This is a genomic window from Glutamicibacter sp. NPDC088483 (genome assembly GCF_044753145.1).
Lineage (GTDB): Bacteria > Actinomycetota > Actinomycetes > Actinomycetales > Micrococcaceae > Glutamicibacter.
Genome location: NZ_JBIVMP010000008.1, coordinates 1 through 20,981 on the forward strand (window position 1 = coordinate 1; position 20,981 = coordinate 20,981).

Sequence of the window (20,981 nt, forward strand, 5' to 3'; positions counted from 1 at the left end):
GGTCAGATCGTGCAAAAACTTCGGAGCGGAAGCCCTGGAGAGGGGCCACAATCGGGTGCCGACGCCGCCGGCGGGGATCACGCCGTGGAATCGGGCTAATAGGTCTGCATTCACGCCTTCCAGACTAATTCATTCGGTGGATAATCCTGTCCATTGAAACCTGTGCAACAGATTAAATACGAAAACATCGCATGAGGTATTACGGGCGGGATTTCGGCCTTTTAGCGCATAATTACCCCTTTTCGGTGAACATGCTCACAGGAACGAGACACGAAATAGATTGGAGCTAGCCAAGTGGTTTAGACTCGCACAAGGAACGCTCGCACAAGTGCGTCAAATCTCATTGTGTGCAATATACACATGCGCCGTTGCGAGCCTTGGAGGTTTAGTTCAGTGTCGAAGACTTCGTCAGGCACCCTATACCGCGGCCATGAAGGCATGTGGTCCTGGGTGGGACACCGAGTCACCGGTGTCGTTATTTTTCTTTATCTGCTGGTGCACGTGCTCGATACGGCCATGGTCCGTGTCGATGCCGGCGCCTACGACGCAATCATTAGCACCTACCAGACCCCGTGGATGGCACTTGGTGAAACCGGTCTGGTTGCAGCAATCCTCTTCCACGCATTCAACGGTCTGCGCTTGATCCTGGTCGACTTCTGGAAGCAGGGTACCAAGTACCAGCGCCAGTTGCTCTGGGGCGTATTGATCCTCTGGGTCATCGTCTTTGCGGGCTTCGCCATCCGTCACCTGTCGATCGCATTTGGGAGCCACTAAGCCATGAGCGTTTCTATTCCTGCTCCTCGCAGCCAGCGCATTGATCCAAAGTACAAGCGCGGACCAAAGTCCCGCGGAAGCTTCGAAATGCTGGCATGGCTGTTCATGCGCCTCTCCGGCGTCGTGCTGATCGTCCTGATCTTCGGCCACCTGATCTCCAACCTGATGGTCGGCGAAGGCATCTCCGGCATCAGCTTCGGCTTCGTGGCCGGCAAGTGGGCCTCGCCGCTGTGGCAGTTCTGGGATCTGGCCATGCTGTGGCTGGCCATGCTGCACGGCACCAACGGCGTGCGCACCATCATCAACGACTACGCAGAGAAGCACGCTACCCGTGCATGGCTCAAGGGCATCCTGTACGTCGCCACGATCTTCATCATCGTGCTTGGTTCCCTGGTGATCTTCACCTTCGATCCTTGCGTAGCCGGCAGCCAGCTGCCGCAGTGCTAATTGGAACTCCCCTAGTTCCAGCCAATAGCCACACAGATTTTTAGAAAAGAGAGCATCAAGAATGCAGGTACATAAGTACGACGTTGTTATCGTCGGTGCCGGTGGTGCAGGCATGCGTGCAGCGATCGAATCCGGTCAGCGCGCACGCACCGCAGTGCTAACCAAGCTTTACCCAACCCGCTCGCACACCGGTGCGGCCCAGGGCGGCATGTGCGCAGCACTTGCCAACGTCGAGGAAGACAACTGGGAGTGGCACACGTTCGACACCATCAAGGGTGGCGACTACCTGGTTGACCAGGACGCAGCCGAGGTCATGGCCAAGGAAGCCATCGACGCCGTGCTGGACCTGGAAAAGATGGGCCTCCCATTCAACCGAACCCCAGAGGGCAAGATCGACCAGCGCCGCTTCGGCGGCCACACCCGCGACCACGGCAAAGCCGCCGTGCGACGCGCATGCTACGCAGCTGACCGCACGGGCCACATGATCCTGCAGACCCTGTACCAAAACTGCGTCAAGCACAACGTCGAGTTCTACAACGAGTACTACGTGCTCGACCTGCTGATGGTCGAAGAAGATGCCTACCGCGAGGACGGCACCGCCTACAAGCAGAAGCGCGTTGCCGGCGTCGTCTCCTACGACCTGGCTACCGGCGAACTGCACGTCTTCCAGGCCAAGTCGGTCATCTTCGCTTCGGGCGGCGCCGGCAAGGTCTTCAAGACCACCTCCAACGCGCACACCCTGACCGGTGACGGCATGGGCATCGCCTTCCGCTCGGGCCTGCCGCTGGAGGACATGGAGTTCTTCCAGTTCCACCCAACGGGCCTTGCCGGACTGGGCATCCTGCTCACCGAGGGTGCACGTGGCGAAGGCGCGATCCTGCGCAACTCGGATGGGGAGCGCTTCATGGAACGCTATGCGCCGACCATCAAGGACCTCGCACCACGTGACATCGTGGCCCGCGCGATGGCCAACGAAGTCCGCGAAGGCCGCGGTTGCGGCCCGAACAAGGACTACGTGCTGCTGGATCTGACCCACTTGGAACCAGAGCACATCGAATCCAAGCTGCCGGACATCACCGAGTTCGCCCGCACCTACCTGGGTGTCGAGCCATTCACCGATCCGGTGCCTGTCTACCCCACTGCGCACTACGCAATGGGTGGCGTTCCAACCAACATCAACACCGAAGTGCTGCAGGACAATGACACCGTCATTCCCGGCCTGTTCGCCGCCGGCGAGGTTGCTTGCGTATCGGTCCACGGCTCGAACCGCCTGGGCACCAACTCGCTGCTGGACATCAACGTGTTCGGCAAGCGCGCCGGCGTTGCCGCTGCCGAGTACTCCAAGACCGCCGACTTCGTCGAGCTGCCGGAGAACCCGGAAGCATTCGTCACCGCGCAGATCGACGGCGTGCTGACCGGCAACGGCACCGAGCGCGTCTCGGACCTGCGCTCGATCCTGCAGGAGACCATGGACGCCAACGTCCAGGTATTCCGCGACGAGCGTTCGCTGAAGGAAGCGCGCGACGTGATCGAGGATCTGCGCCTGCGCTACAAGAACATCAGCATCCAGGACAAGGGCAAGCGCTTCAACCTGGATCTGCTCGAAGCCATCGAGCTGGGCTTCCTGCTCGACTTGGCCGAGGTCATCACCGTTGCTGCATTGCACCGCAAGGAATCCCGCGGCGGCCACTACCGCGAGGACTTCCCAGACCGCGACGATGAGAACTTCATGAAGCACTCGATGTCCTACCGTGATGCAGAAGCCGTCACCGAGGACATCAAGGGCATCCGCATGGAGACCAAGCCAGTGGTCTTTACCCGTTACCAGCCAATGGAGCGTAAGTACTAATGAGCACCGAACTGCCAGAACCACCGTCAAAGATCGACCTGAAGCCAGGCGTTGGCGGCGGCGGAGAGATCCCGAGCTTCGACATCACCCTGCGCGTTCGCCGCTACCTGCCAGAGGCTACTGCGGACGCATACTGGGAAGATTTCAAGCTGACCATGTACGGCACCGACCGCGTGCTGGACGCCCTGCACAAGGTCAAGTGGGAGCAGGACGGCTCGCTGTCGTTCCGCCGCTCCTGCGCCCACGGCGTGTGCGGTTCCGATGCCATGCGCATCAACGGCCGCAACCGCCTGGCCTGCAAGACCCTGCTCAAGGACCTGGACACCTCCAAGCCGATCACCGTTGAAGCCATCAAGGGCCTGCCTCTTGAAAAGGACCTCATCGTCGACATGGAACCGTTCTTCCAGTCCTACCGCGAGATCATGCCATTCCTGATCTCCAAGGGCCACGAGCCAACCAAGGAACGCTACCAGTCCGCCGAGGATCGCGAGATCTTCGACGACACCACCAAGTGCATCCTGTGCGCTGCTTGCACCAGCTCCTGCCCGGTGTTCTGGACCGATGGCCAGTACTTCGGCCCGGCCGCGATCGTCAACGCCCACCGCTTCATCTTCGACTCGCGCGATGATGCAGGCGACATGCGCCTGGAGATCCTGAACGACAAGGAAGGCGTGTGGCGCTGCCGCACCACCTTCAACTGCACCGAAGCATGCCCACGCGGCATCCAGGTGACCAAGGCTATCGCCGAGGTCAAGCAGGCAATTCTGGCGCGCACCGTCTAAGGACGCGCTGAGGGCCCGAACCGTTCAACGGTTCGGGCCCTTTTTGCATCCCTTCAACGCCCCCGCTTCGCGTGGCATGATGGGCAGTACTCGCCCTTTTCCCAATGCACCACCTAGCTGAGGAGCAAACATGGCCAGTGAAGAAACCACCTCGACAACCCAAGCAGGAATCCCGGCGGCCAGCGACCGCAACTCGCTGACGGTGGGCGCCAACGGCCCCATCGTGCTGCACGATCATCATCTGGTCGAGACCCTGCAGCATTTCAACCGGATGAATGTTCCCGAGCGCCGCCCGCATGCCAAGGGTTCCGGAGCCTTCGGCGAATTCGAAACCACCGAGGACATATCCCGGTACACCAAGGCGGCCCTGTTCCAGCCTGGCGTGAAAACCGAAACGCTGATGCGTTTCTCCACCGTTGCCGGCGAGCTCGGCTCTCCCGACACCTGGCGCGATGTGCGCGGCTTCTCGATGAAGTTCTACACTTCCGAAGGCAATTTCGATCTGGTCGGGAACAACACGCCGGTGTTCTTCGTGCGCGACCCGATGAAGTTCCCGCACTTCATCCGCTCCCAGAAGCGGCTGCCCGATTCGGGGCTGCGCGATGGAACCATGCAGTGGGACTTCTGGACGCAGAATCCGGAATCCGCCCACCAGGTCACCTACATCATGTGCCAGCGCGGCCTGCCCAAGACCTGGCGCGAAATGAACGGCTACGGCTCGCACACCTACATGTGGGTCAATGCTGCCGGAGAGAAATTCTGGGTCAAGTACCATTTCCTGAACAAGCAGTCCGAGAAGTTCGAGACCATGCGCGGGGCGCAGGCCGAGGCACTGGCCGGATCCGACGCCGACTTCCACCGTCGCGACCTGTTCGATGCCATCAAGGCCGGAAATTTTCCCCAGTGGGACCTGTACGTGCAGATCATGCCCTACGAGGAAGCCAAGACCTACCGGTTCAACCCCTTCGACCTGACCAAGGTCTGGTCCAAGAAGGACTATCCGCGCATCAAGGTCGGCACCATGACGCTGAACCGGAACCCGGAGAACTTCTTCACGCAAATCGAGCAGGCCGCATTCTCCCCCGGGAACATGGTCCCGGGCATGGGGATGAGTCCTGACAAGATGCTGCTGGGACGCAATTTCGCGTACGCGGATGCGCAGCGCTACCGCATCGGCACCAACTTCCAGCAGCTGCCGGTGAACAAGCCCAAGTGCCCGGTCCACTCGTACAACTTCGAGGGGAGCATGACCTACGATCACACCGGGGATCGCAGCGTCTATGCGCCGAACTCCTTCGGGGATTCATGGAGCGATGAAACCGGACCTGCGGAAAATTCCTTCGAGTCCGACGGCGAGCTGGTCCGCGAGGCCTACACGCTGCGCAAGGACGACGGAGACTTCGTACAACCCGGCATCCTGGTCCGCGAGGTGATGGATGATGCCCAGCGCGCCGAACTGGTGGACACCGTCACCGGGGCGCTGGATGGCGTCATCGAGCCGGTGCTGTCCAACGCGATCCAATACTGGAAGAACATCGACGCCGATACCGGAGCGAAAATCGAGGCCAACGTCCGCCAGAAGTGACTCGCCAGCCGACACGGAAAACGCCAGCCGCGAGGCTGGCGTTTTCTGCAGGGTGCACTAGGCAAGCGAGGAACCCAGCGGAATCTGCTCGCTGAAGTTCCAATCCCCGCCACGGGTATCGAACAAATGGATACGATCCGCTGCGAAGGACAGGTGCGCCTCGCCCAATGCTGCCTGCGCGGCGTCCAATTGCCGTGCAGCCACGTTCTGCGCGATGGTCAGGTGCGGATGGTAGGCGAAAGCCGATTCGTGCCTCAGCGCGTCGCCCAGCAGCGCGCGGTGCAGCTTCCAGCATTCGTCCGCTCCGGTTTCCAGCGGCAGGAAGACTACTTCGCTGGCCGGCCGGAAGGTCCGGGCCGGACCCAGATGGATGGTGAAAGGCTCCGCCGTGGCGGCTACCCGGCGCACCTGGGCAGCCGCCTTCTCCCAGGAATTCAGGTACGACCCGGACACCAAGGTGATATGCGGGGCAATCGGCGCGGTGGCCTCTCCCCCGTATTCCTGGCGCCACGCGCGCAGAGTCTCGCGGTGCGGCTGCGGCACCGGGATCACCACGCCCAGGGTGTACTCGAAAACCATTGGCTCTTAGACTCCCAGCGGCGGCAGGAAGCCGACCTTCTGGTAGACATCGGCAACGGTCTTCGACGCGACGACGCGCGCCTTGGCCGCACCGGCAAGCAGCAGGCGATCCAGCTCCGCCGGATCATCGAGCAGCTCCAGGGTACGGGTGCGGATGGGAGCCAGCTGCTCCACCACGGCTTCTGCCACAGCCACCTTCAGATGCCCGTACATCTTGCCTTCGAACTCGTTGACCAGTTCTGGCATATGCTTGCCGGTCACGGCAGCCAGGATATCGAGCAGGTTCGAAACGCCCGGCTTCTCGGCCTTGTCGTAGGCCACGACGGACCCGGCGTCGGTCACCGCGGACTTGATGCGCTTGGCGATCAGCTTCGGCTCATCCAGGACGTTGATCAAGCCGGCAGGGGATTCGGCGGACTTGGACATCTTCGAGGTCGGGTTCTGCAGGTCGTAGATGCGTGCGCCCTCCTTGGGGATGAACGCCTCTGGCACGGTGAAGGTCTGCCCGAAACGGTGGTTGAAGCGCTTGGCCAGATCGCGGGCCAGCTCCACATGCTGGCGCTGGTCATCGCCTACCGGGACCCCTTCGGGCTGGTAGAGCAGGATGTCCGCAGCCATCAGGACCGGGTAGGTGAACAGCCCGACGCTGGCGGCATCCGCGCCGCCCTTGGAGGACTTGTCCTTGAACTGGGTCATGCGGCTGGCTTCGCCGAAACCGGTGATGCAGTTCAGCACCCAGGCCAGCTGCGCATGCTCGGGGACCTGCGACTGGACGAACAGGGTGGACTTGTCCAGGTCGATGCCGCCGGCGATGAACTGCGCAGCGGTCTTGCGGGTACGCGCGCGCAGCTCCGCCGGATCCTGCGAGACGGTGATCGCATGCATGTCCGGGATGAAGAAGAATGCGTCGTGGTCATCCTGGGTCTTGACCCAATTGACCAGCGCGCCCAGGTAGTTGCCCAGGTGCAGCGAATCGCCCGATGGCTGCATTCCGGACAGGACGCGGGGACGGGTTGTTTCCATGGTTTTCCTTAGAACTGGTAGTCGACGACCAGCGGTGCATGGTCGGAGAAGCGCAAATCGTAGGCCGAGGCACGGTCTACGTGGGACTTGATGGCCTTGGCGGCTAGCGCCGGAGTGGCCATGTGGTAGTCGATGCGCCAACCTGCGTCGTTGTCGAAGGCCTGTCCGCGGAAGGACCACCAGGTGTACGGTCCCTGCACGTCGCCGGCCAGCTCGCGCGCCACATCCTTGTAGCCGATCTCACCGAAGAACCCGTCGAAGTAGGCGATCTCCTCGTCCATCACGCCGGCGCGCTTGTTGTGGTTCGGCTTCCAGTTCTTGATGTCCTTTTCGGTGTGCACGACGTTCAAGTCGCCTACCACCAGGACGTGGTCCTTCTCGGTCTTCAATTCCACCAGGCGCACGTTCATGCGCTGCAGGAAACGGTACTTGTCTTCCTGCTTCTGGGTGCCCAGCTCGCCGGAATGGACGTAGGCCGAGACGACGGTGAAGCTCTCGCCGTTGATATCGAAGTCCGCCTCGACCCAGCGGCCGGATTCGGCGAAGTAGTCCTCGCCGATGTGCTCGCGCACGGCTACCGGCTCGGTGCGCGAGAGGACGGCGACGCCTGCGCGGCCCTTGTCCTTGGCCTCGGCATGCAGGATATGCCAACCCTCGCCAATCAGGTCGCGCAGGATCTTGTCCGGTGCGCGTACTTCCTGCAGGCACAGGATGTCCACGTCACGGGCGGCGATCCAGTCCGCCATATTGCGCTTGTAGGCCGCGCGAATGCCGTTGACGTTGACCGACGCGACGCGCAGTGCGCCGGCGTCCTTGTTGAGAATTTCCACACTGGTAGGTATCACTGTTCCACCTTACAAAATTATGTGTTCCATTACGCGCTGATCTGGCCTGCGCCGGAACATGCGCAACGAAAAAGGGCAACGCTTGCGCGTTGCCCGGATCGGTTAGTCGATGATTTCGCCGTCCATCGGCTTGGCCGGCTTGATCATGTCCCGCGCATTCGCCGCGGTCATCTGGATTGTCTCCAGCGCCCGGTCGATCATGCCCTCGTAATCCTCGCCCCGGCTCTGGCGCTGTTCGGCGATCACGCGCGCCTGGACCTGGACGATCTTGAACGAGTGATCGAGCTTCATGTCGCGCTGGCTGGTAGCTTCGTCAACCACCACGGTGCCTGGCTGGGCGCGCGGGGTAGCCGCCGCGGTGGCTTCGCGCAGCGAGTTGTTGATCTTGTCCGCGCCTCGCTTGAGGCCGAACATCATGAATGCGGCCAGCAGCAGCCAACCGGCGGAGATGACGACAACGAACCAGCCGACGATCTCATTGGAGTTGGCAGCGAATACCACTGCCACCAGAAGGACGATGACCATGACGGACATTGCCAAAGTTGATGCGTTCAGGGTGACTTTCCTGCCCTGCTTCGCGCTGCTGCCTAGAGGTTCCATGCCGTCAATTCTCGCATCATTACCCCGCTTCAAGCCAATTGGAACCGTGCCCTTTCGCCCACAGCGTGGCTAGCCGAGCAAGCTGTGCAGATCCTGCCCGGAAAGGCATGCGCGAATCAGCAGGTATCCGCCGATGCCCACCACCCAGCCAAGGGTTTCCTGGGCGTAGGCCGAGGCTTTGGCCCCCATCTTCTGCATCCAGGCTTCGATGCGCGGGCCGGCGACCGCACGGGCGCCAACCAGCACCAACGCCGGGACGATCATCACCAAGCAGTAGCCGATCAGCGCAAGCAGCTGCAAACCGGTGCCCCAGCCGGCGCCCTGCATGACGCCTACGGCGGCCAGGTAGGGAAGCATCGTGGGAAGTTCCAGCAGGCCGGCGAACAGGGCCAGGGCAATCAGCCCGGTGCGGGTATCCAGCGCAGTTCCCAAACGGCTGCGCAAGCGCCGCGGCACCTGGCCGGTTGCGTCCGCCGGGCTCGGTGCCGGTCCTTCAAGTGCCGCGCCGCTATGCGCGATGGCTTTCTTCCGTGCGCTGGCTTCCTTCTGCGCATCGGTGCGGTAGGTGAGCGCCCAGATGATCATCAGCGCCCCGACCGCCATTCCGGCCAGCCGGAAGAACCGGTGCTGGAAGATGCCGGGATCGATGAGCAGCAACCCGCTGCGCAGCAGCACCCCGACGATCCAGTAGAATCCGGCGATCACCAGCAGGTAGGCCAAGACCTTGGCAATGGCTTCGCGGCGCCCCCGCAGCAGCAGCCACAGCGGAATGACCAGGGTGCCGATGCTGGTCGAGTCGATTAGCGCCAGGATGAGAAGGGATAGTTCGGGATTGCTCGTCATGATGTCCATGGTTTCCACTGTTCCGCGGCCTGCCGATTCGCGGTATCGGCCAGTGGGCTGCGCTTTCTCCTCCTTAAGGGGGATACCGGCGGGCAGCCAGTTCGGGGATGCTGGAAGCATGAACTTCATTCGGCGGATGGGCAGCGGAGACAAGGAACCCGAGGTCGTCGGCACCTATCTGGTGCTCACCGCCATCTTGCATCTTTCGGGACTGGCCAATCCCCCATGGTTCGCGATCCGCGGATACGAGTGGATCCCCCTGCTGCTCATCGGCTTGGCCGCCGTGCTGGTCCGTCGCCGTTTTCTCGTAGCCAGCTCCGTGGCCATGCTGCTCGCCGGCGCCGGCCTGCTGGCCGTGGGCAGCATCGGCGGATACTTCCTGGTCTTCGAGTGCGTATTCGGGTTGTTCCTGCTCGGTTCGGTGCGCATGCGGACGTTGGCACTGGCGCTGCTGTGCCTGGCCGCCATCTCGCTGGCCATCGCCACCTGGCTGGTCACCGGGAATCCGCAGGAGGTGGTGCTGGCCTTGTTCATGGCCGGCTTCATCCTCTTCACCCCGATGCTCTGGGCCGAGAATGTGCGCACCGCCAAGGAGCTGGCCCGGGCCGAAGCCCAGCGGGCGCAGGCTGTCCAGTCGGCGGCCGATGCCCGCGAGGACCAGCTGGTCGCCGAGCACGACTTTTCCCGCGTCCAGGAGCGCACTGCGTTGGCCCGCGAGATGCATGACGTGCTCTCGGCCAGGTTCTCGTCAATCGCCCTGCTCTCCGGCGCCCTGCTTCCGGCCGCACCCCAGGAGGTGCGGGCTCCGTTGCAGAGCATCCGCGATGAGTCGGTGTCCGGCTTGGAAGACATGGCCGCGATGGTGCGGATGCTGCATGCCGGGGGCCCTGCGCTGCAGGCGCGGATCGAGGATCTGCCCGAGCTGGTGGCCGGATTCGGCAGCCCGGTGCGCTGGGAGTACCGGGTCGCGCATCCGCAGCGCTTCAGCCCTGCGGTGCATACCGCCGCGCACCGCACGGTCTGCGAGCTGCTGGTCAACCACGCCAAGCATGCGCCGGGCACTACCCTGGAACTGAGCGTGGTCCAGGACCAGGGCCTGGCGATCACGGCGAGCAATGGCCTGCGGCCCAACGCCAGCCGCGGCCCGGGGGCGGGCACCGGGCTGGAGAATATCCGCACCCGCGTCGCCGCGCTCGATGGGCGGTTCGGGATACGCACCGGCCCGGATTTCGAGGTGCGCGTCGAATTCCCCGGACCAATTGAAGCAATGGAGAAGCCGTGAAAGTCCTGATCGTCGATGACCATGCGACCGTGCGCATGGGGATCCGGCTGGTATTGCAGGCCGCGGAAGACCTGGAAGTGGTGGGCGAAGCGGCCGACGGACGATCGGCCATTTCCATGGCCCGTGCCCTATCCCCCGACGTCATCCTGATGGACCTGCGCATGCCGGTGCTCGATGGCATCGAGGCCACCAAGGCGCTGCATGGCAGCTGCCGCGTCGTTGTGCTCACGACCTTCGATGACGACCAGTACCTTTTTGGCGCGCTGCAGGCCGGGGCGCACGGGTTCCTGCTCAAGAGCGCCGAACCGCAGGCGATCATCATGGGCGTGCGTGCCGCCGGCCGCGGCGAATCGGTGCTGGATCCGCAGGTGACCTCGCGGATTCTGGCCCGGGCGCTGGCGCCGGAACCCGGCACCGCGAAACTGCCCGATGGCTTGACCGGCAGGGAACGCGAGGTGCTCGACGGGTTGGCCGAAGGGCTGAGCAACCCGCAATTGGCGCAGCGGCTGGGCATCGGGCAGAGCACCGTGAAGACGCATGTCTCCCAGGTGCTGGCCAAGCTCGGAGTCTCGACCCGGCTGCAGGCGGCGAAGATCGCCTACGCGGCTACCACCTCACCAGGCAGAACGGGTGGTCCTGCGGGTCCAGATAGACCCTGAAGGTCTTGGACCCTTCCCCGGTCCAGCGCGCACCGAGGTGCAGCACCTGTTCTTCGGCCAGGTCCAGGTCGGCGACTTTCACGTCGATATGCGCCTGCTGCGGGTGCACATGCCCGGGCCACTGCGGGGCCACGTACGGGCTGACCGCCTGGAAGGCGAGCGCAGGATGGTCCGGCGCATCGCCAATGGAAACCCAGTCGGGCTCGTTGTCGATGCGCACCATCCCGAGGAGCTGTTCATAGAATCCGGCCAGTGCATCGGGGTCCTCGCAGTCGATGACCATGGCCTGCCACGTGCCAATCATGTGGCCATTATGCGCGCCCCGGGGGTGCGCGTCTACCAGGACTCAGCCATCGCGCAGGTGCAGTGGTCGATCAGCGCCTGGACGCGGGCCGGGATCTGGACCCCCTTGGGCGTGATCGCCACGACCGCGTTCGGGTAGTTGGGGGCCTTGAGCTCGCGGAAGGCCAGCGGGCGGCCCTCGATGGAGACCTCGGCATTGTTCGGGCGGCGCATGAGCAGCCCGTACCCCAGGCCGCGGCCCACCATCGCGGAGACCAGGATCATCTGCGGGACCGAGGCGGCGATCCTGGGCAGCAGGCCCTGGGAGGCGAAGAGCTGCTGCTGGTGCTCGGTGCTCGGGTCGGACTCGTAGATGATCAGCGATTCGTCGACCAGGTCGGCCAATTCCAGCGGCCGGGCGAGGTTGGCCAGCCGGTGCTCGGGATGCAGCACGACCTGCATCTCGGTCTGGTAGATCCTCTGCTTGTCCATGTCCGCGGGCAGCTGCAGGTCGTAGACGAAAGCGACATCGATCTCGCCCTCTCGCAGGGCCGGCAGCAAGTCCTCGTGGGTGCCTACGCGCACATCGAGCTGCACCTCGGGGTGGTCGAACCCTTCCAGCGTGGCCGGAATCAGGTGCGGAGAGAGCGAAGCGAAGCAGCCGAAGCGCACCGGCCCGCGCAGCGCTCCTTCGGTTTGCGGGAATGTTGCACGCAATTCGCCGACATCGGAAAGGATCTTCCGGGCCATGGCGGCGAAGTGCTGACCCGAAGCGGTGAGCCGGATCCCGTGGGCCTTGCGGCGCAGGCACAACGTCTCCCCGGCATGCTTCTCGATGGCGGTAATTGCCTGCGACAAGGCCGATTCCGAGATTCTCAATTCGCTGGCCGCCGAACCGAGCGTGCTGTGGGCGGGAAGTTCAGCCATGATTTCCAGATGGCGCATCGAATACATAAGCCAGCCTTCAGAAGTTTTGCAGATATTTGAAGTTTACCTTACTTGTGCTTGGTGCCACACTGGAGTGACCCAAAACTCAGGTGCCAGTGATCGACGCCTCGGTACCACTCGCAAGGGAAGCACTATGACACAATCCAAGGCCGCCAAGGCCAACCAGCGCCGCGTAGCTTTCGCGACGGTCATCGGAACCACCGTGGAGTGGTACGACTTCTTCATCTACGCCACCGCAGCAGGCCTGGTCTTCAGCCAGCTGTTCTTCGAACCAGCAGGCCAGGAGATCGCGCTGCTGATCTCCTTCGCCTCGGTCGGCCTGTCCTTCCTCTTCCGCCCGCTGGGCGCATTCCTGGCCGGGCACTTCGGCGACAAGATCGGCCGCCGTGCGATGCTGGTCCTGACCCTGGCGCTGATGGGTGCAGCCACCACGCTGATCGGCGTGCTGCCGACCTACGAGACCGCAGGCATCTGGGCGCCGATCATGCTGCTGCTGCTGCGCATCCTGCAGGGCATCTCCGCTGGCGGCGAATGGGGCGGCGCGGTGCTGATGGCCGTCGAGCACGCCTCCGACGGCCACCGCGGCCGCGCAGGCTCCTACCCGCAGGTGGGCGTGCCGCTGGGCATGCTGCTGGCCTCGGGCACCATGGCGCTGATGACCGGGGTGATCTCCCCCGGCGATGCGTTCCTCGAATGGGGCTGGCGCGTTCCGTTCCTGGTGTCGATTATCCTGATCGCCGTCGGCTACTTCGTGCGCCGCTCGGTGGACGAGTCCCCGGTCTTCGAGGAAATCAGCGAGAACAAGGCGCAGACCGCTGTGCCGATCCTGGTGCTGTTCAAGAAGCACTGGCCACTGGTGCTCATTGCCGCGCTGGTCTTCGCCGGCAACAACGCCGCAGGTTACATGACCACCGGCGGCTTCTTCCAGGCCTACACCACCAACCCTGATGGCCCGGTCGGGCTGGAGCGCACCGACGTGCTGGTCGCCGTGGCCTTCGGCGCCGCAGTGTGGCTGGTCATGACCCTGGTCGCTGGCCTGCTGGCCGACAAGATCGGGCGCAAACGCACCTACCAGATCGGCTTCATTACTCTGGCAGCTTCGCTCTTCCCGGTCTTCGCACTGGTCAACTCCGGCTCGCTGGGCCTGCTCTACCTGGCCTTCGGCCTGTTCTCCATCGGACTGGGGCTGACCTACGGCCCGCAGGCGGCGCTCTACTCGGAGCTGTTCCCGGCCTCGGTACGCTTCTCCGGCGTCTCGATCTCCTACGCGATCGGCGCGATCGTCGGCGGCGCGTTTGCTCCGACCATCGCCCAGGCGCTGGTGCAGGCAACCGGCGGCACCACCGCGGTGGCCATCTACCTGCTGATCGTCGTCGCGATCTCGTTCACCGCGGTCTCGCTGATCCGCGACCGGGCCGGAATCGACCTGTCCTTCCGCAACCAGGCGGAGCAGGAAGTGGGCGCGCTGGTCTTCGACAAGCGCCGCGCTGAAGCCGTGAAGTCCACCCAGGACGCCTAATCTCCGTGCAAATGGCCCGTTCCTTTTGGAACGGGCCATTTGCGCATTCTGCTACTTCAGCTTGGTGCGCAAGACTTCCAGGCGCTGGCGGTACTCGGTGTCATCGATCTCCCCGCGAACGAAGCGTTCGCGCAACACCCTTCTGCACTGGCCGGGCCTTGGTGCTGCCAGCGCCCGCGCTTGAAAGTGAAGACCGGCGATCACCAGGAATCAGGAAATCGGGAAGAACCAGAACGGGCCTTATACCTAGCCTGCGGCGTGGGCGAGAGTCGTGATCATGATGCTCCTTGGGCAGTGGGAACGGATGCATCCACTCTGCCTCGATCAGCCCACCGGCACATCCGCCTACGGAAGACTCTGTGCACTGGCCGTGCACTCCCCTAGGCAGACTGCCGGTACGCTATGCCATGTATCGGGTGGCGCCGCGCTGGTTGATGCGTTGCACCGTGCCCGGGATGGTGAAAATGTCGATAATGAGCAAGATCCACAGCACGCCCAAGGGCACCCAGCCGATCAGGATGAAGGTCGTTGCCCAGCCGATAACACCCAGGGCCAGGTACACGACGCCCGCCACAACCTGGCCGAGATAGAACTTGTGGATGCCCAGCTGGCCGAGGAAGAACCATAGGACGTAGGCCAGGAGCGTGCTCTTCTGGTTCACCACAACAATGTGGTTGTTGATCTGGATGGGCTGCTGTGGTTGCTCGTAAGGGCGCTGTGGCTGGCCGCCAGTATTTTCCGTCATGGGTACCTCGATAGTGTTTGTTGCGTGTGATGATTCCACCACCACTTTATCCGACAAGTTGAGAATTCATTCCCAACCGGACGAGCATTACTCGTTGCCCAACTTTTCTACGAGAGTGACCAGCCGGATTCGTAGGCAAGGACCACCAGCGAGGTGCGACCGTGAACCCCAGCTTGCCAATGACCCGCGAAACATGGGTTTTTGCAGTCAGCGGGGGATGAAAAGTTCCGCGACGATCTCGGCGCTGTTCTTTCCGGTGCGACCTGGGTCAGCGCTTCGCGCTCCCGAGCGGTCAGTTCGGCCAGGCGCGGCGGCGCTCAATGCGGCGCATCCGGCCGCGGCCAGGTCCGGCGATCGCCGCCGGAAAATCAAGAGGGCTGGCCCGGCCAGCAACAGCGCCACCGTCCCGACCGTGAGATCGACGCCTTGGCATCAAGCGGGCATATGCGTGCCCACGATCTGGATGACGGCGACGGCCATGGGGAGGAACAGCGCTCGTCTTCTCATGAAACAGAGGATGCTCTGGCGGGCCGAGTCGACACATGCCACTGGCGGCGTGCGCGCAGTACTCCCGCGGGAGTACAGCAAAGCCCGCGCCGGGAACCGGCGCGGGCTTTGTTGAGACTAGCGGGCGTTGCGCTCGGCGGCTTCGACCACGTTGTTCAGCAGCATCGCGCGGGTCATCGGACCCACGCCGCCCGGGTTAGGCGAGATCCACGACGCGACCTCGGCAGCAGCCGGATCCACGTCGCCGGTGACCTTGCCATCCACGCGGGAGACGCCCACGTCGAGCACGATCGCGCCGGGCTTGATGGCGTCGGCCTTGATGATGTGCGGCACTCCGGCAGCGGCGATGACGACATCGGCCTGGGCCAGCAGCTCGGGAAGATTGGTGGTGCCGGTGTGGGCAAGGGTGACGGTCGCGTTCACGTCGCGGCGGGTCAGCAGCAGGCCGACCGGGCGGCCGATGGTCACGCCGCGGCCCAGGACCAGCACGTGCTTGCCGTTCAGGTCGATATCGTGGCGGGCCAGCAGTTCCACGCAGCCCAGCGGGGTGCATGGCAGCGGGGAGGCCATCGGGCGGTTGACGTTGGCGACCAGGCGGCCCAGGTTCATCGGGTGCAGGCCGTCGGCATCCTTGGCCGGATCCATGGCTTCGAGGATCACGTCCGTATCGATGTGCTTGGGCAGCGGCAGCTGCACGATGTAGCCGGTGCAGTCCGGGTTCTCGTTCAGCTCGCGCACCTTGGCCAGCAGCTCGTCCTGGGTGGTTTCCTCGGGCAGGTCCACGCGGATCGACTCGATGCCCACTTCGGCGCAGTCCTTGTGCTTGCCACCGACATACCAGGCCGAGCCCGGGTCGTTGCCAACCAGGATGGTGCCCAGTCCGGTGGTGTGCCCGGCAGCCTTGAGCTTGGCAACGCGTTCGGCCAGTTCCTGCTTGATGGCGGCCGCGGTGGCCTTGCCGTCGAGAATGCGTGCGCTCACGCTGTTCCTTCCGTAGGTGCCCTGTTCCCAAGGCGGGTGGTGTGCAAACCCAGGCGCGCGGCTCGCACGATTAGCTCCCTGGTGGTTACCCACCTAACGCCAGTCACGCGTTCCAGTGTAGCGAAAATGGCTTCGGGAATGACTTTGAAGTGCGCAGGGTTACCTTAAGCGTGTACTCGACAATCGTGATCGGCGCAGGGCAAGCCGGGCTTGCCGCCGCCTACCATCTGGCCAAGCGCGGCATCGACTTCCTGGTGCTCGATGCGAACCCTGCACCAGGCGGGGCCTGGCAGCACCGCTGGGATACCCTCACGCTGGGCGACGCGCATCATATCCACCCCTTGCCCGATTTCCCGCTCGAAGTGCAGGATTCCACCCGGCCGGCCTCGCAAGTGGTGTCCGAATACTATGCGGAATACGAACAGCGCTTCGCGTTGCCGGTACGCCACGGCGCACCGGTGACCTCGGTCGAAAACGACGGAGAAAACTTCGTGGTGCACGCCGATGCGGATTACCGGTCGCGCACCATCATCAACGCCACCGGAACCTGGAGCAATCCGTTCTGGCCGGTCTACCCCGGGCACTTCGACGGTCCGCAGGTGCACACGAATGGCTTCGTCTCCCCGCAGCGATTCGCCGGGCAGCGCGTTTTGGTGGTCGGGGCCGGCGCCAGTGCCACCCAGTTCATCGTGCAGTTGCGCGCTGCCGGCGTGGATACCCTGTGGTCCACGCGCAGCGCACCGGACTGGCGCGAGGTTCCCACCGGAGCCGAATGGGGCCAGCAAGTGGAGCGCCAGGTCAACGAGCGCACCAGTGCGGGACTGCCGCCGAAGTCGGTGGTGGGCACCACCGGGTTGCTGCTCACCGAGAAGATGCGTGCCGGGATCGCCTCCGGGGCGCTGGTTTCGCGGGGGAAGATCGACCATCTGGAATCCGACGCCGTCGTCTTCTCCGACGGGTCAGGCGAAAAGATCGATGCGATCCTGTGGGCAACCGGCTTCCGGCATGCCCACCGGCATTTGCGCGATCTGAAACTGCACACGGCTCAAGGCGGCATCCTGATGGAGGACGGGGTGGCTGCCGTGGCGGTGCCGGGGCTGTTCTTCGTCGGCTATGGCGCGTCGGCCTCGACTTTGGGCGCTACCCGGGCAGGGAGGAAGGCGGCGCTGGCAGCCAGCAAGTTCCTGTCCGCGGTTGCGGTATAGCGTGCCCAGTTACTTCTTGCTCACCTTGGTTAGCACGGTGGTGTAGCCGCGTTTCGAGGCCGTCACCCACACGCCCAAGGTCTTCCGGGCATCGGCTTTGACGACCTTGTAGTTCGGCTTGGTGGCCTTGGGGATGATCTTTCCGGAGCGCGTCCATTGGTAGGAGATCTTCACGTTTTTAGTGTTGTAGCTGCCTGCCGTGGCTTTCAAGGTCTTGCCGGTGGATTTCTTGCCGGTGATCACCGGCTTCTTCAGGACCTTGAGCTTGGCGGCTGCGATCTTCCCGGTCGCAGTGCTGGTCACGGTCTTGGTAGTGTAGTTGGCCTTGGCATAGGTCACCGAGACTGAGATCCGTTGGTTCAGATCTGCGGGTTTGAGCGCGTAGGTCTTTGCCGTGGCACCTTTGATCTTCTGGCCGCTGCGCAGCCACTGGTACTTAGTGGACTGGGCGGAGGGAGCCGGTGTGGCGTCCTTGGCGGTGAGTTTGGAACCGACTTTTGAGGTTCCAGAGACCTTTGGCTTGGCAACCGTGATCGTACCCTTGACGACCTTGACTGCCGAGCTGGCCGGCAGCCATACCGATTCTCCGTCCGCCGCGTGCAGAGTTGCCCGCACGGCGATCTTGCGGTTGGCATAGGACTGAGGTGGGGTATAGGTTTTCGCGGTAGCCCGCGGAATCTCGAAACCGTCGACTAGCCACTGATAATGGCGTGTGAACTCCGGGAAGTATGCGGCGTCGAGGGAAGCGGTGAGCTTCTGTCCCACGATCTTGCTGCCGCTGATCGTCGGCTTGGCGATCGAGGCGACTGTCGCGGCAATCGGCGCTCCGTACTTCATCGTCCCCTGCGCCGAGGGGACCCATACTTCGCCGTTTTGACGAACTGCTTTCGTCTCATAGTTCAGCGCGATGACTTTCTTGGAGTCTTCGCGCACCAGCTGGTAGCTCTCTCCCACGGCACCGGGAATCGGTGCCCCGTTGCGGGTCCACTGCAGGGCCGTGTATGGGTAATTGGTTGTCGGTGCCAGCAGGGCATCTCCCACGACCGCCGCGTCATGGCCCGCCAGCGACGGGTTCCTGTTCAGTGAAATTCGGCCGAGCTGGGCAGTATCGCGCACGCCAATGTGCCAGCTGGCTGCGTAGCTGACAGACTTCAGATTCTCCTGTCCCGGGATCACCGCCTCGAAGTCGGTGAGTTCAGCCGCCACACCCGCGAATCCAGCTTTGTTCGCGGTGAATCCGGTGGGGCTGATCTGGCCCAGGATTCGTTCGCGGGTGTATTCCCACGGCTTGAGCACACTGCCATCCACCGTGATCACCGGTTCAATTTCCGTGCTGGCACCGATCTTCAGTTCGATGAGCGGCTTGGTGTAGCTGGCCAGATCCAGTACTTCGAGATCAGACAGATCCTTGGCCCAGCGATAATCCGTCGAACTCGTGGCGAGCACTTCAAGTTCCTTCAGGTCAGACAACTGTCCCAGCCCAGCCAGCTGCACCTGCTGCCCCTTGGGGAATGTCAATGACAGTGACTCCAGCACTGGCAGCTTGGCTAGTTCCGCGATGATTTCCTGTGGAGCCTTATTGATCCGCACCGATTGCAACTGGGGGTTGGCGGCCAGGACTTCCAGCCCACCGAGCGCCTGCTCCTTCTGGGTGTCGACGCCGATCCACTGGATATCGCGCGTCATCGGCAGTTCCTGCAACGATGCCACGTTCTTGCAGGACAAACCCACGACGACACTAGCGGTCTCATCCATGTACTCGAAGCAGTCTGCAGGGCTGATAGCACCGTGGGCTGGGGGCACGAGCCCGGCGAATACCAAGGCGGTGGCGCCTATAACCGAAGTAAAACGATGCAGCAGCCTCATGTGTTTCCCCAAGCGTGAAAATGCCAAATTTATAGACATCATGTCATAGCGCGGCCAGGTATTGATCATCAGTTCGCACGGTGTTTTTTGAAGACGCATAAAGCACCTCGGCTGAGTGCGGAAACCTGCTGATGATCCAGTAGCTTCGACGCCTAACTGTGTAACTCCACCGAGACGAATGTGCATGCAGCGCGCCAGCCGGTTAATCTCAATGCATGAACAATTTCATCGTCACCCTATCTTGCATCGACCGTCCCGGCATCGTCCATGCTATTTCCGGGGGTCTTCTGGGTGCCGGTTGCAATATCACCGAGTCCCAGCAGTTCCTCTCGCCCGAAACCGGCACCTTCTTCATGCGCATCGAGGTAGCCACCGAGCAGTCCCTGGAAGAGATCCGCGCGGGGCTCGCGCCCATCCGCGACGATTTCCACATGTCCCTCCGTGTGGACGATGGCGCCAAGCGCACCCGCACAATGATCATGTGTTCCAAGGCCGGGCATGCGCTCAACGACCTGCTGTTCGCCCAGCGTGCTGGCACCTTGCCCATCGATGTGCCGGTGATCGTCTCCAACCACCTGGATCTGAAGCCGATGGCCGATTTCTACGGGGTGGACTTCGTGCACCTGCCGGTGACCAAGGAGAACAAGTCCCAGGCCGAGGCTGAGCTGCTCAAGCTCGCCGAGGACTACGGCATCGAACTGGTGGTGCTTGCCCGCTACATGCAGATCCTTTCGGATTCGCTCTGCGAGCGCATGGAAGGCCGGGTCATCAACATCCACCACTCCTTCCTGCCCTCATTCAAGGGCGCCAAGCCGTACCACCAGGCCTATGCCCGCGGCGTGAAGCTAATCGGTGCCACCGCGCACTACGTCACCGCGGACCTCGATGAAGGTCCGATCATCGACCAGGAAGTCACCCACGTCTCGCACACCCGCACCGCCGAGCAGCTCGTTGAGCTGGGCCGCAGCGTGGAGGGCCGGACGCTGACCCGCGCTGTGCAGTGGCATGCTGAGCATCGCGTGATGCTCGACGGCCAGCGCACCATCGTCTTCTCGTGACTCGCCCCGTGCGCCTGAGCCAATTAGAGTAGGTGGCATGAGCCACATGATTACTATTGACGGGTCGACTCCACAGGTCGGCGAGAACGTTTTTGTCGCACCCACCGCAGTGTTGAGCGGGGATGTCGCCCTCGCGGATCGCTCCAGCGCCTTCTATGGCGTCTCCGTGCGCGGCGATTCGGCGCCGATTCGTGTGGGTGAAGGCACCAACTTGCAGGACAACGTCGTGCTTCACGCCGATGAGGGTTTTCCTTGCACCCTGGGTGCGGGCATCTCGGTGGGCCACTCGGCCGTGGTGCACGGCGCCACCGTAGGTGACGGCTGCCTTGTGGGCATGAGCGCGACCATCATGAATGGCGCGGTGATCGGCGAGCAGTCGCTGGTTGCTGCAGGTGCACTGGTGTTGGAAGGCACCCAGGTTCCGCCGCGTTCCCTCGTTGCAGGTGTTCCGGCCAAGGTCCGCCGCGAACTGAGCGATGAAGAAGTCGCCGGGTTGAAGACCAACGCTGATCACTATCTCGTGCTGGCAGCCAAGCATCTGGAAGCCAACGCCTAGAGTTTGCAAGCTCCTGGAAGCGCACTGCTTCCAGGACCTTTCGCCT

Annotated in this window: 22 protein-coding genes; 11 read left to right on the forward strand and 11 right to left on the reverse strand. The window is 63.1% G+C overall.

Going from position 1 to position 20,981, the window contains the following annotated elements; translation table 11 throughout:
• The coding region (locus ACIP6G_RS16315; protein WP_400291517.1) for a sugar phosphate nucleotidyltransferase at window positions 1-114 on the reverse strand (114 nt) is incomplete at its 3' end.
• Between the two features lie 246 nt (window positions 115-360).
• On the opposite strand from ACIP6G_RS16315, the gene sdhC reads away from it, so the two are divergent.
• The 5 genes from sdhC (at window position 361) to ACIP6G_RS16340 (ending at window position 5,437) form a co-directional block, all read left to right on the forward strand.
• On the forward strand, window positions 361-774 hold the full coding sequence (sdhC, locus tag ACIP6G_RS16320) for a succinate dehydrogenase, cytochrome b556 subunit (protein ID WP_388025151.1): 414 nt from the start codon (window positions 361-363) through the stop codon (window positions 772-774).
• Between the two features lie 3 nt (window positions 775-777).
• Window positions 778-1,221 carry a succinate dehydrogenase hydrophobic membrane anchor subunit gene (locus tag ACIP6G_RS16325; RefSeq protein WP_105661695.1) on the forward strand — a complete coding sequence of 148 codons (444 nt, stop codon included), beginning with the start codon at window positions 778-780 and terminating at the stop codon, window positions 1,219-1,221.
• A 61-nt stretch (window positions 1,222-1,282) separates the two neighbouring features.
• Window positions 1,283-3,070 (forward strand): succinate dehydrogenase flavoprotein subunit, encoded by a 1,788-nt coding sequence (gene sdhA, locus ACIP6G_RS16330; protein ID WP_105661694.1) that lies wholly within the window; start codon window positions 1,283-1,285, stop codon window positions 3,068-3,070.
• Window positions 3,070-3,852 (forward strand): succinate dehydrogenase iron-sulfur subunit, encoded by a 783-nt coding sequence (locus ACIP6G_RS16335; RefSeq protein ID WP_105661693.1) that lies wholly within the window; start codon window positions 3,070-3,072, stop codon window positions 3,850-3,852. Before sdhA ends, ACIP6G_RS16335 begins: the two co-directional genes overlap by 1 nt.
• Before the next feature lie 130 nt (window positions 3,853-3,982).
• Window positions 3,983-5,437, forward strand: coding sequence for a catalase (locus ACIP6G_RS16340; protein WP_400291286.1), 1,455 nt, complete (start codon window positions 3,983-3,985; stop codon window positions 5,435-5,437).
• Window positions 5,438-5,494: 57 nt separating this feature from the next.
• Here ACIP6G_RS16340 and ACIP6G_RS16345 read toward each other — a convergent pair whose 3' ends face one another.
• The 5 genes from ACIP6G_RS16345 to ACIP6G_RS16365 form a co-directional block, all read right to left on the reverse strand.
• Entirely contained in the window at window positions 5,495-6,016 is a 522-nt protein-coding gene (locus ACIP6G_RS16345; RefSeq protein ID WP_133833095.1) for a 2'-5' RNA ligase family protein, read from the reverse strand.
• Window positions 6,017-6,022: 6 nt separating this feature from the next.
• Complete coding sequence (gene trpS / locus ACIP6G_RS16350; RefSeq protein ID WP_400291288.1) at window positions 6,023-7,039, reverse strand: tryptophan--tRNA ligase; 1,017 nt, start codon at window positions 7,037-7,039, stop codon at window positions 6,023-6,025.
• Between the two features lie 8 nt (window positions 7,040-7,047).
• A complete protein-coding gene (locus ACIP6G_RS16355) occupies window positions 7,048-7,884 on the reverse strand; it encodes an exodeoxyribonuclease III (protein WP_332595414.1) in 837 nt (278 codons plus the stop codon).
• 102 nt (window positions 7,885-7,986) lie between these two features.
• On the reverse strand, window positions 7,987-8,484 hold the full coding sequence (locus ACIP6G_RS16360; protein ID WP_105657417.1) for a hypothetical protein: 498 nt from the start codon (window positions 8,482-8,484) through the stop codon (window positions 7,987-7,989).
• Window positions 8,485-8,553: 69 nt separating this feature from the next.
• On the reverse strand, window positions 8,554-9,336 hold the full coding sequence (locus ACIP6G_RS16365; RefSeq protein WP_400291290.1) for a GAP family protein: 783 nt from the start codon (window positions 9,334-9,336) through the stop codon (window positions 8,554-8,556).
• A 109-nt stretch (window positions 9,337-9,445) separates the two neighbouring features.
• Here ACIP6G_RS16365 and ACIP6G_RS16370 point away from each other — a divergent pair, with 109 nt between their 5' ends.
• Together ACIP6G_RS16370 and ACIP6G_RS16375 are read left to right on the forward strand one after the other, a co-directional pair.
• Complete coding sequence (locus ACIP6G_RS16370) at window positions 9,446-10,609, forward strand: sensor histidine kinase (RefSeq protein ID WP_400291292.1); 1,164 nt, start codon at window positions 9,446-9,448, stop codon at window positions 10,607-10,609.
• The gene (locus ACIP6G_RS16375; RefSeq protein WP_400291294.1) at window positions 10,606-11,268 is read left to right on the forward strand and encodes a response regulator; all 663 of its coding nucleotides are present in this window, start codon (window positions 10,606-10,608) and stop codon (window positions 11,266-11,268) included. The genes ACIP6G_RS16370 and ACIP6G_RS16375 overlap by 4 nt, the downstream gene beginning before the upstream one ends.
• Here the strand turns inward: ACIP6G_RS16375 and ACIP6G_RS16380 are convergent.
• Together ACIP6G_RS16380 and ACIP6G_RS16385 are read right to left on the reverse strand one after the other, a co-directional pair.
• Window positions 11,216-11,572 carry a VOC family protein gene (locus ACIP6G_RS16380; RefSeq protein ID WP_400291296.1) on the reverse strand — a complete coding sequence of 119 codons (357 nt, stop codon included), beginning with the start codon at window positions 11,570-11,572 and terminating at the stop codon, window positions 11,216-11,218. The genes ACIP6G_RS16375 and ACIP6G_RS16380 overlap by 53 nt on opposite strands.
• A 32-nt stretch (window positions 11,573-11,604) precedes the next feature.
• Window positions 11,605-12,504 (reverse strand): LysR family transcriptional regulator, encoded by a 900-nt coding sequence (locus tag ACIP6G_RS16385; RefSeq protein WP_400291298.1) that lies wholly within the window; start codon window positions 12,502-12,504, stop codon window positions 11,605-11,607.
• Between the two features lie 127 nt (window positions 12,505-12,631).
• Between ACIP6G_RS16385 and ACIP6G_RS16390 the strand changes: the two genes are divergently transcribed.
• Entirely contained in the window at window positions 12,632-14,017 is a 1,386-nt protein-coding gene (locus ACIP6G_RS16390) for an MFS transporter (RefSeq protein ID WP_400291300.1), read from the forward strand.
• 400 nt (window positions 14,018-14,417) lie between these two features.
• Here ACIP6G_RS16390 and ACIP6G_RS16395 read toward each other — a convergent pair whose 3' ends face one another.
• Window positions 14,418-14,762 carry a TM2 domain-containing protein gene (locus tag ACIP6G_RS16395; RefSeq protein WP_193058526.1) on the reverse strand — a complete coding sequence of 115 codons (345 nt, stop codon included), beginning with the start codon at window positions 14,760-14,762 and terminating at the stop codon, window positions 14,418-14,420.
• A gap of 624 nt (window positions 14,763-15,386) precedes the next feature.
• Window positions 15,387-16,250: a bifunctional methylenetetrahydrofolate dehydrogenase/methenyltetrahydrofolate cyclohydrolase gene (locus ACIP6G_RS16400; RefSeq protein ID WP_332731643.1), complete on the reverse strand. Its 864-nt coding sequence runs from the start codon at window positions 16,248-16,250 to the stop codon at window positions 15,387-15,389.
• 170 nt (window positions 16,251-16,420) lie between these two features.
• Here ACIP6G_RS16400 and ACIP6G_RS16405 point away from each other — a divergent pair, with 170 nt between their 5' ends.
• Complete coding sequence (locus ACIP6G_RS16405) at window positions 16,421-17,455, forward strand: flavin-containing monooxygenase (RefSeq protein ID WP_400291302.1); 1,035 nt, start codon at window positions 16,421-16,423, stop codon at window positions 17,453-17,455.
• 9 nt (window positions 17,456-17,464) lie between these two features.
• Here the strand turns inward: ACIP6G_RS16405 and ACIP6G_RS16410 are convergent, their stop codons facing one another.
• Complete coding sequence (locus ACIP6G_RS16410; RefSeq protein ID WP_400291304.1) at window positions 17,465-19,321, reverse strand: hypothetical protein; 1,857 nt, start codon at window positions 19,319-19,321, stop codon at window positions 17,465-17,467.
• A 215-nt stretch (window positions 19,322-19,536) separates the two neighbouring features.
• Between ACIP6G_RS16410 and purU the strand changes: the two genes are divergently transcribed.
• Window positions 19,537-20,379, forward strand: a complete 843-nt coding sequence (purU, locus tag ACIP6G_RS16415) for a formyltetrahydrofolate deformylase (protein WP_400291306.1) — start codon at window positions 19,537-19,539, stop codon at window positions 20,377-20,379.
• A 37-nt stretch (window positions 20,380-20,416) separates the two neighbouring features.
• Entirely contained in the window at window positions 20,417-20,935 is a 519-nt protein-coding gene (locus ACIP6G_RS16420; RefSeq protein WP_400291308.1) for a gamma carbonic anhydrase family protein, read from the forward strand.
• Window positions 20,936-20,981: the final 46 nt, after the last annotated feature.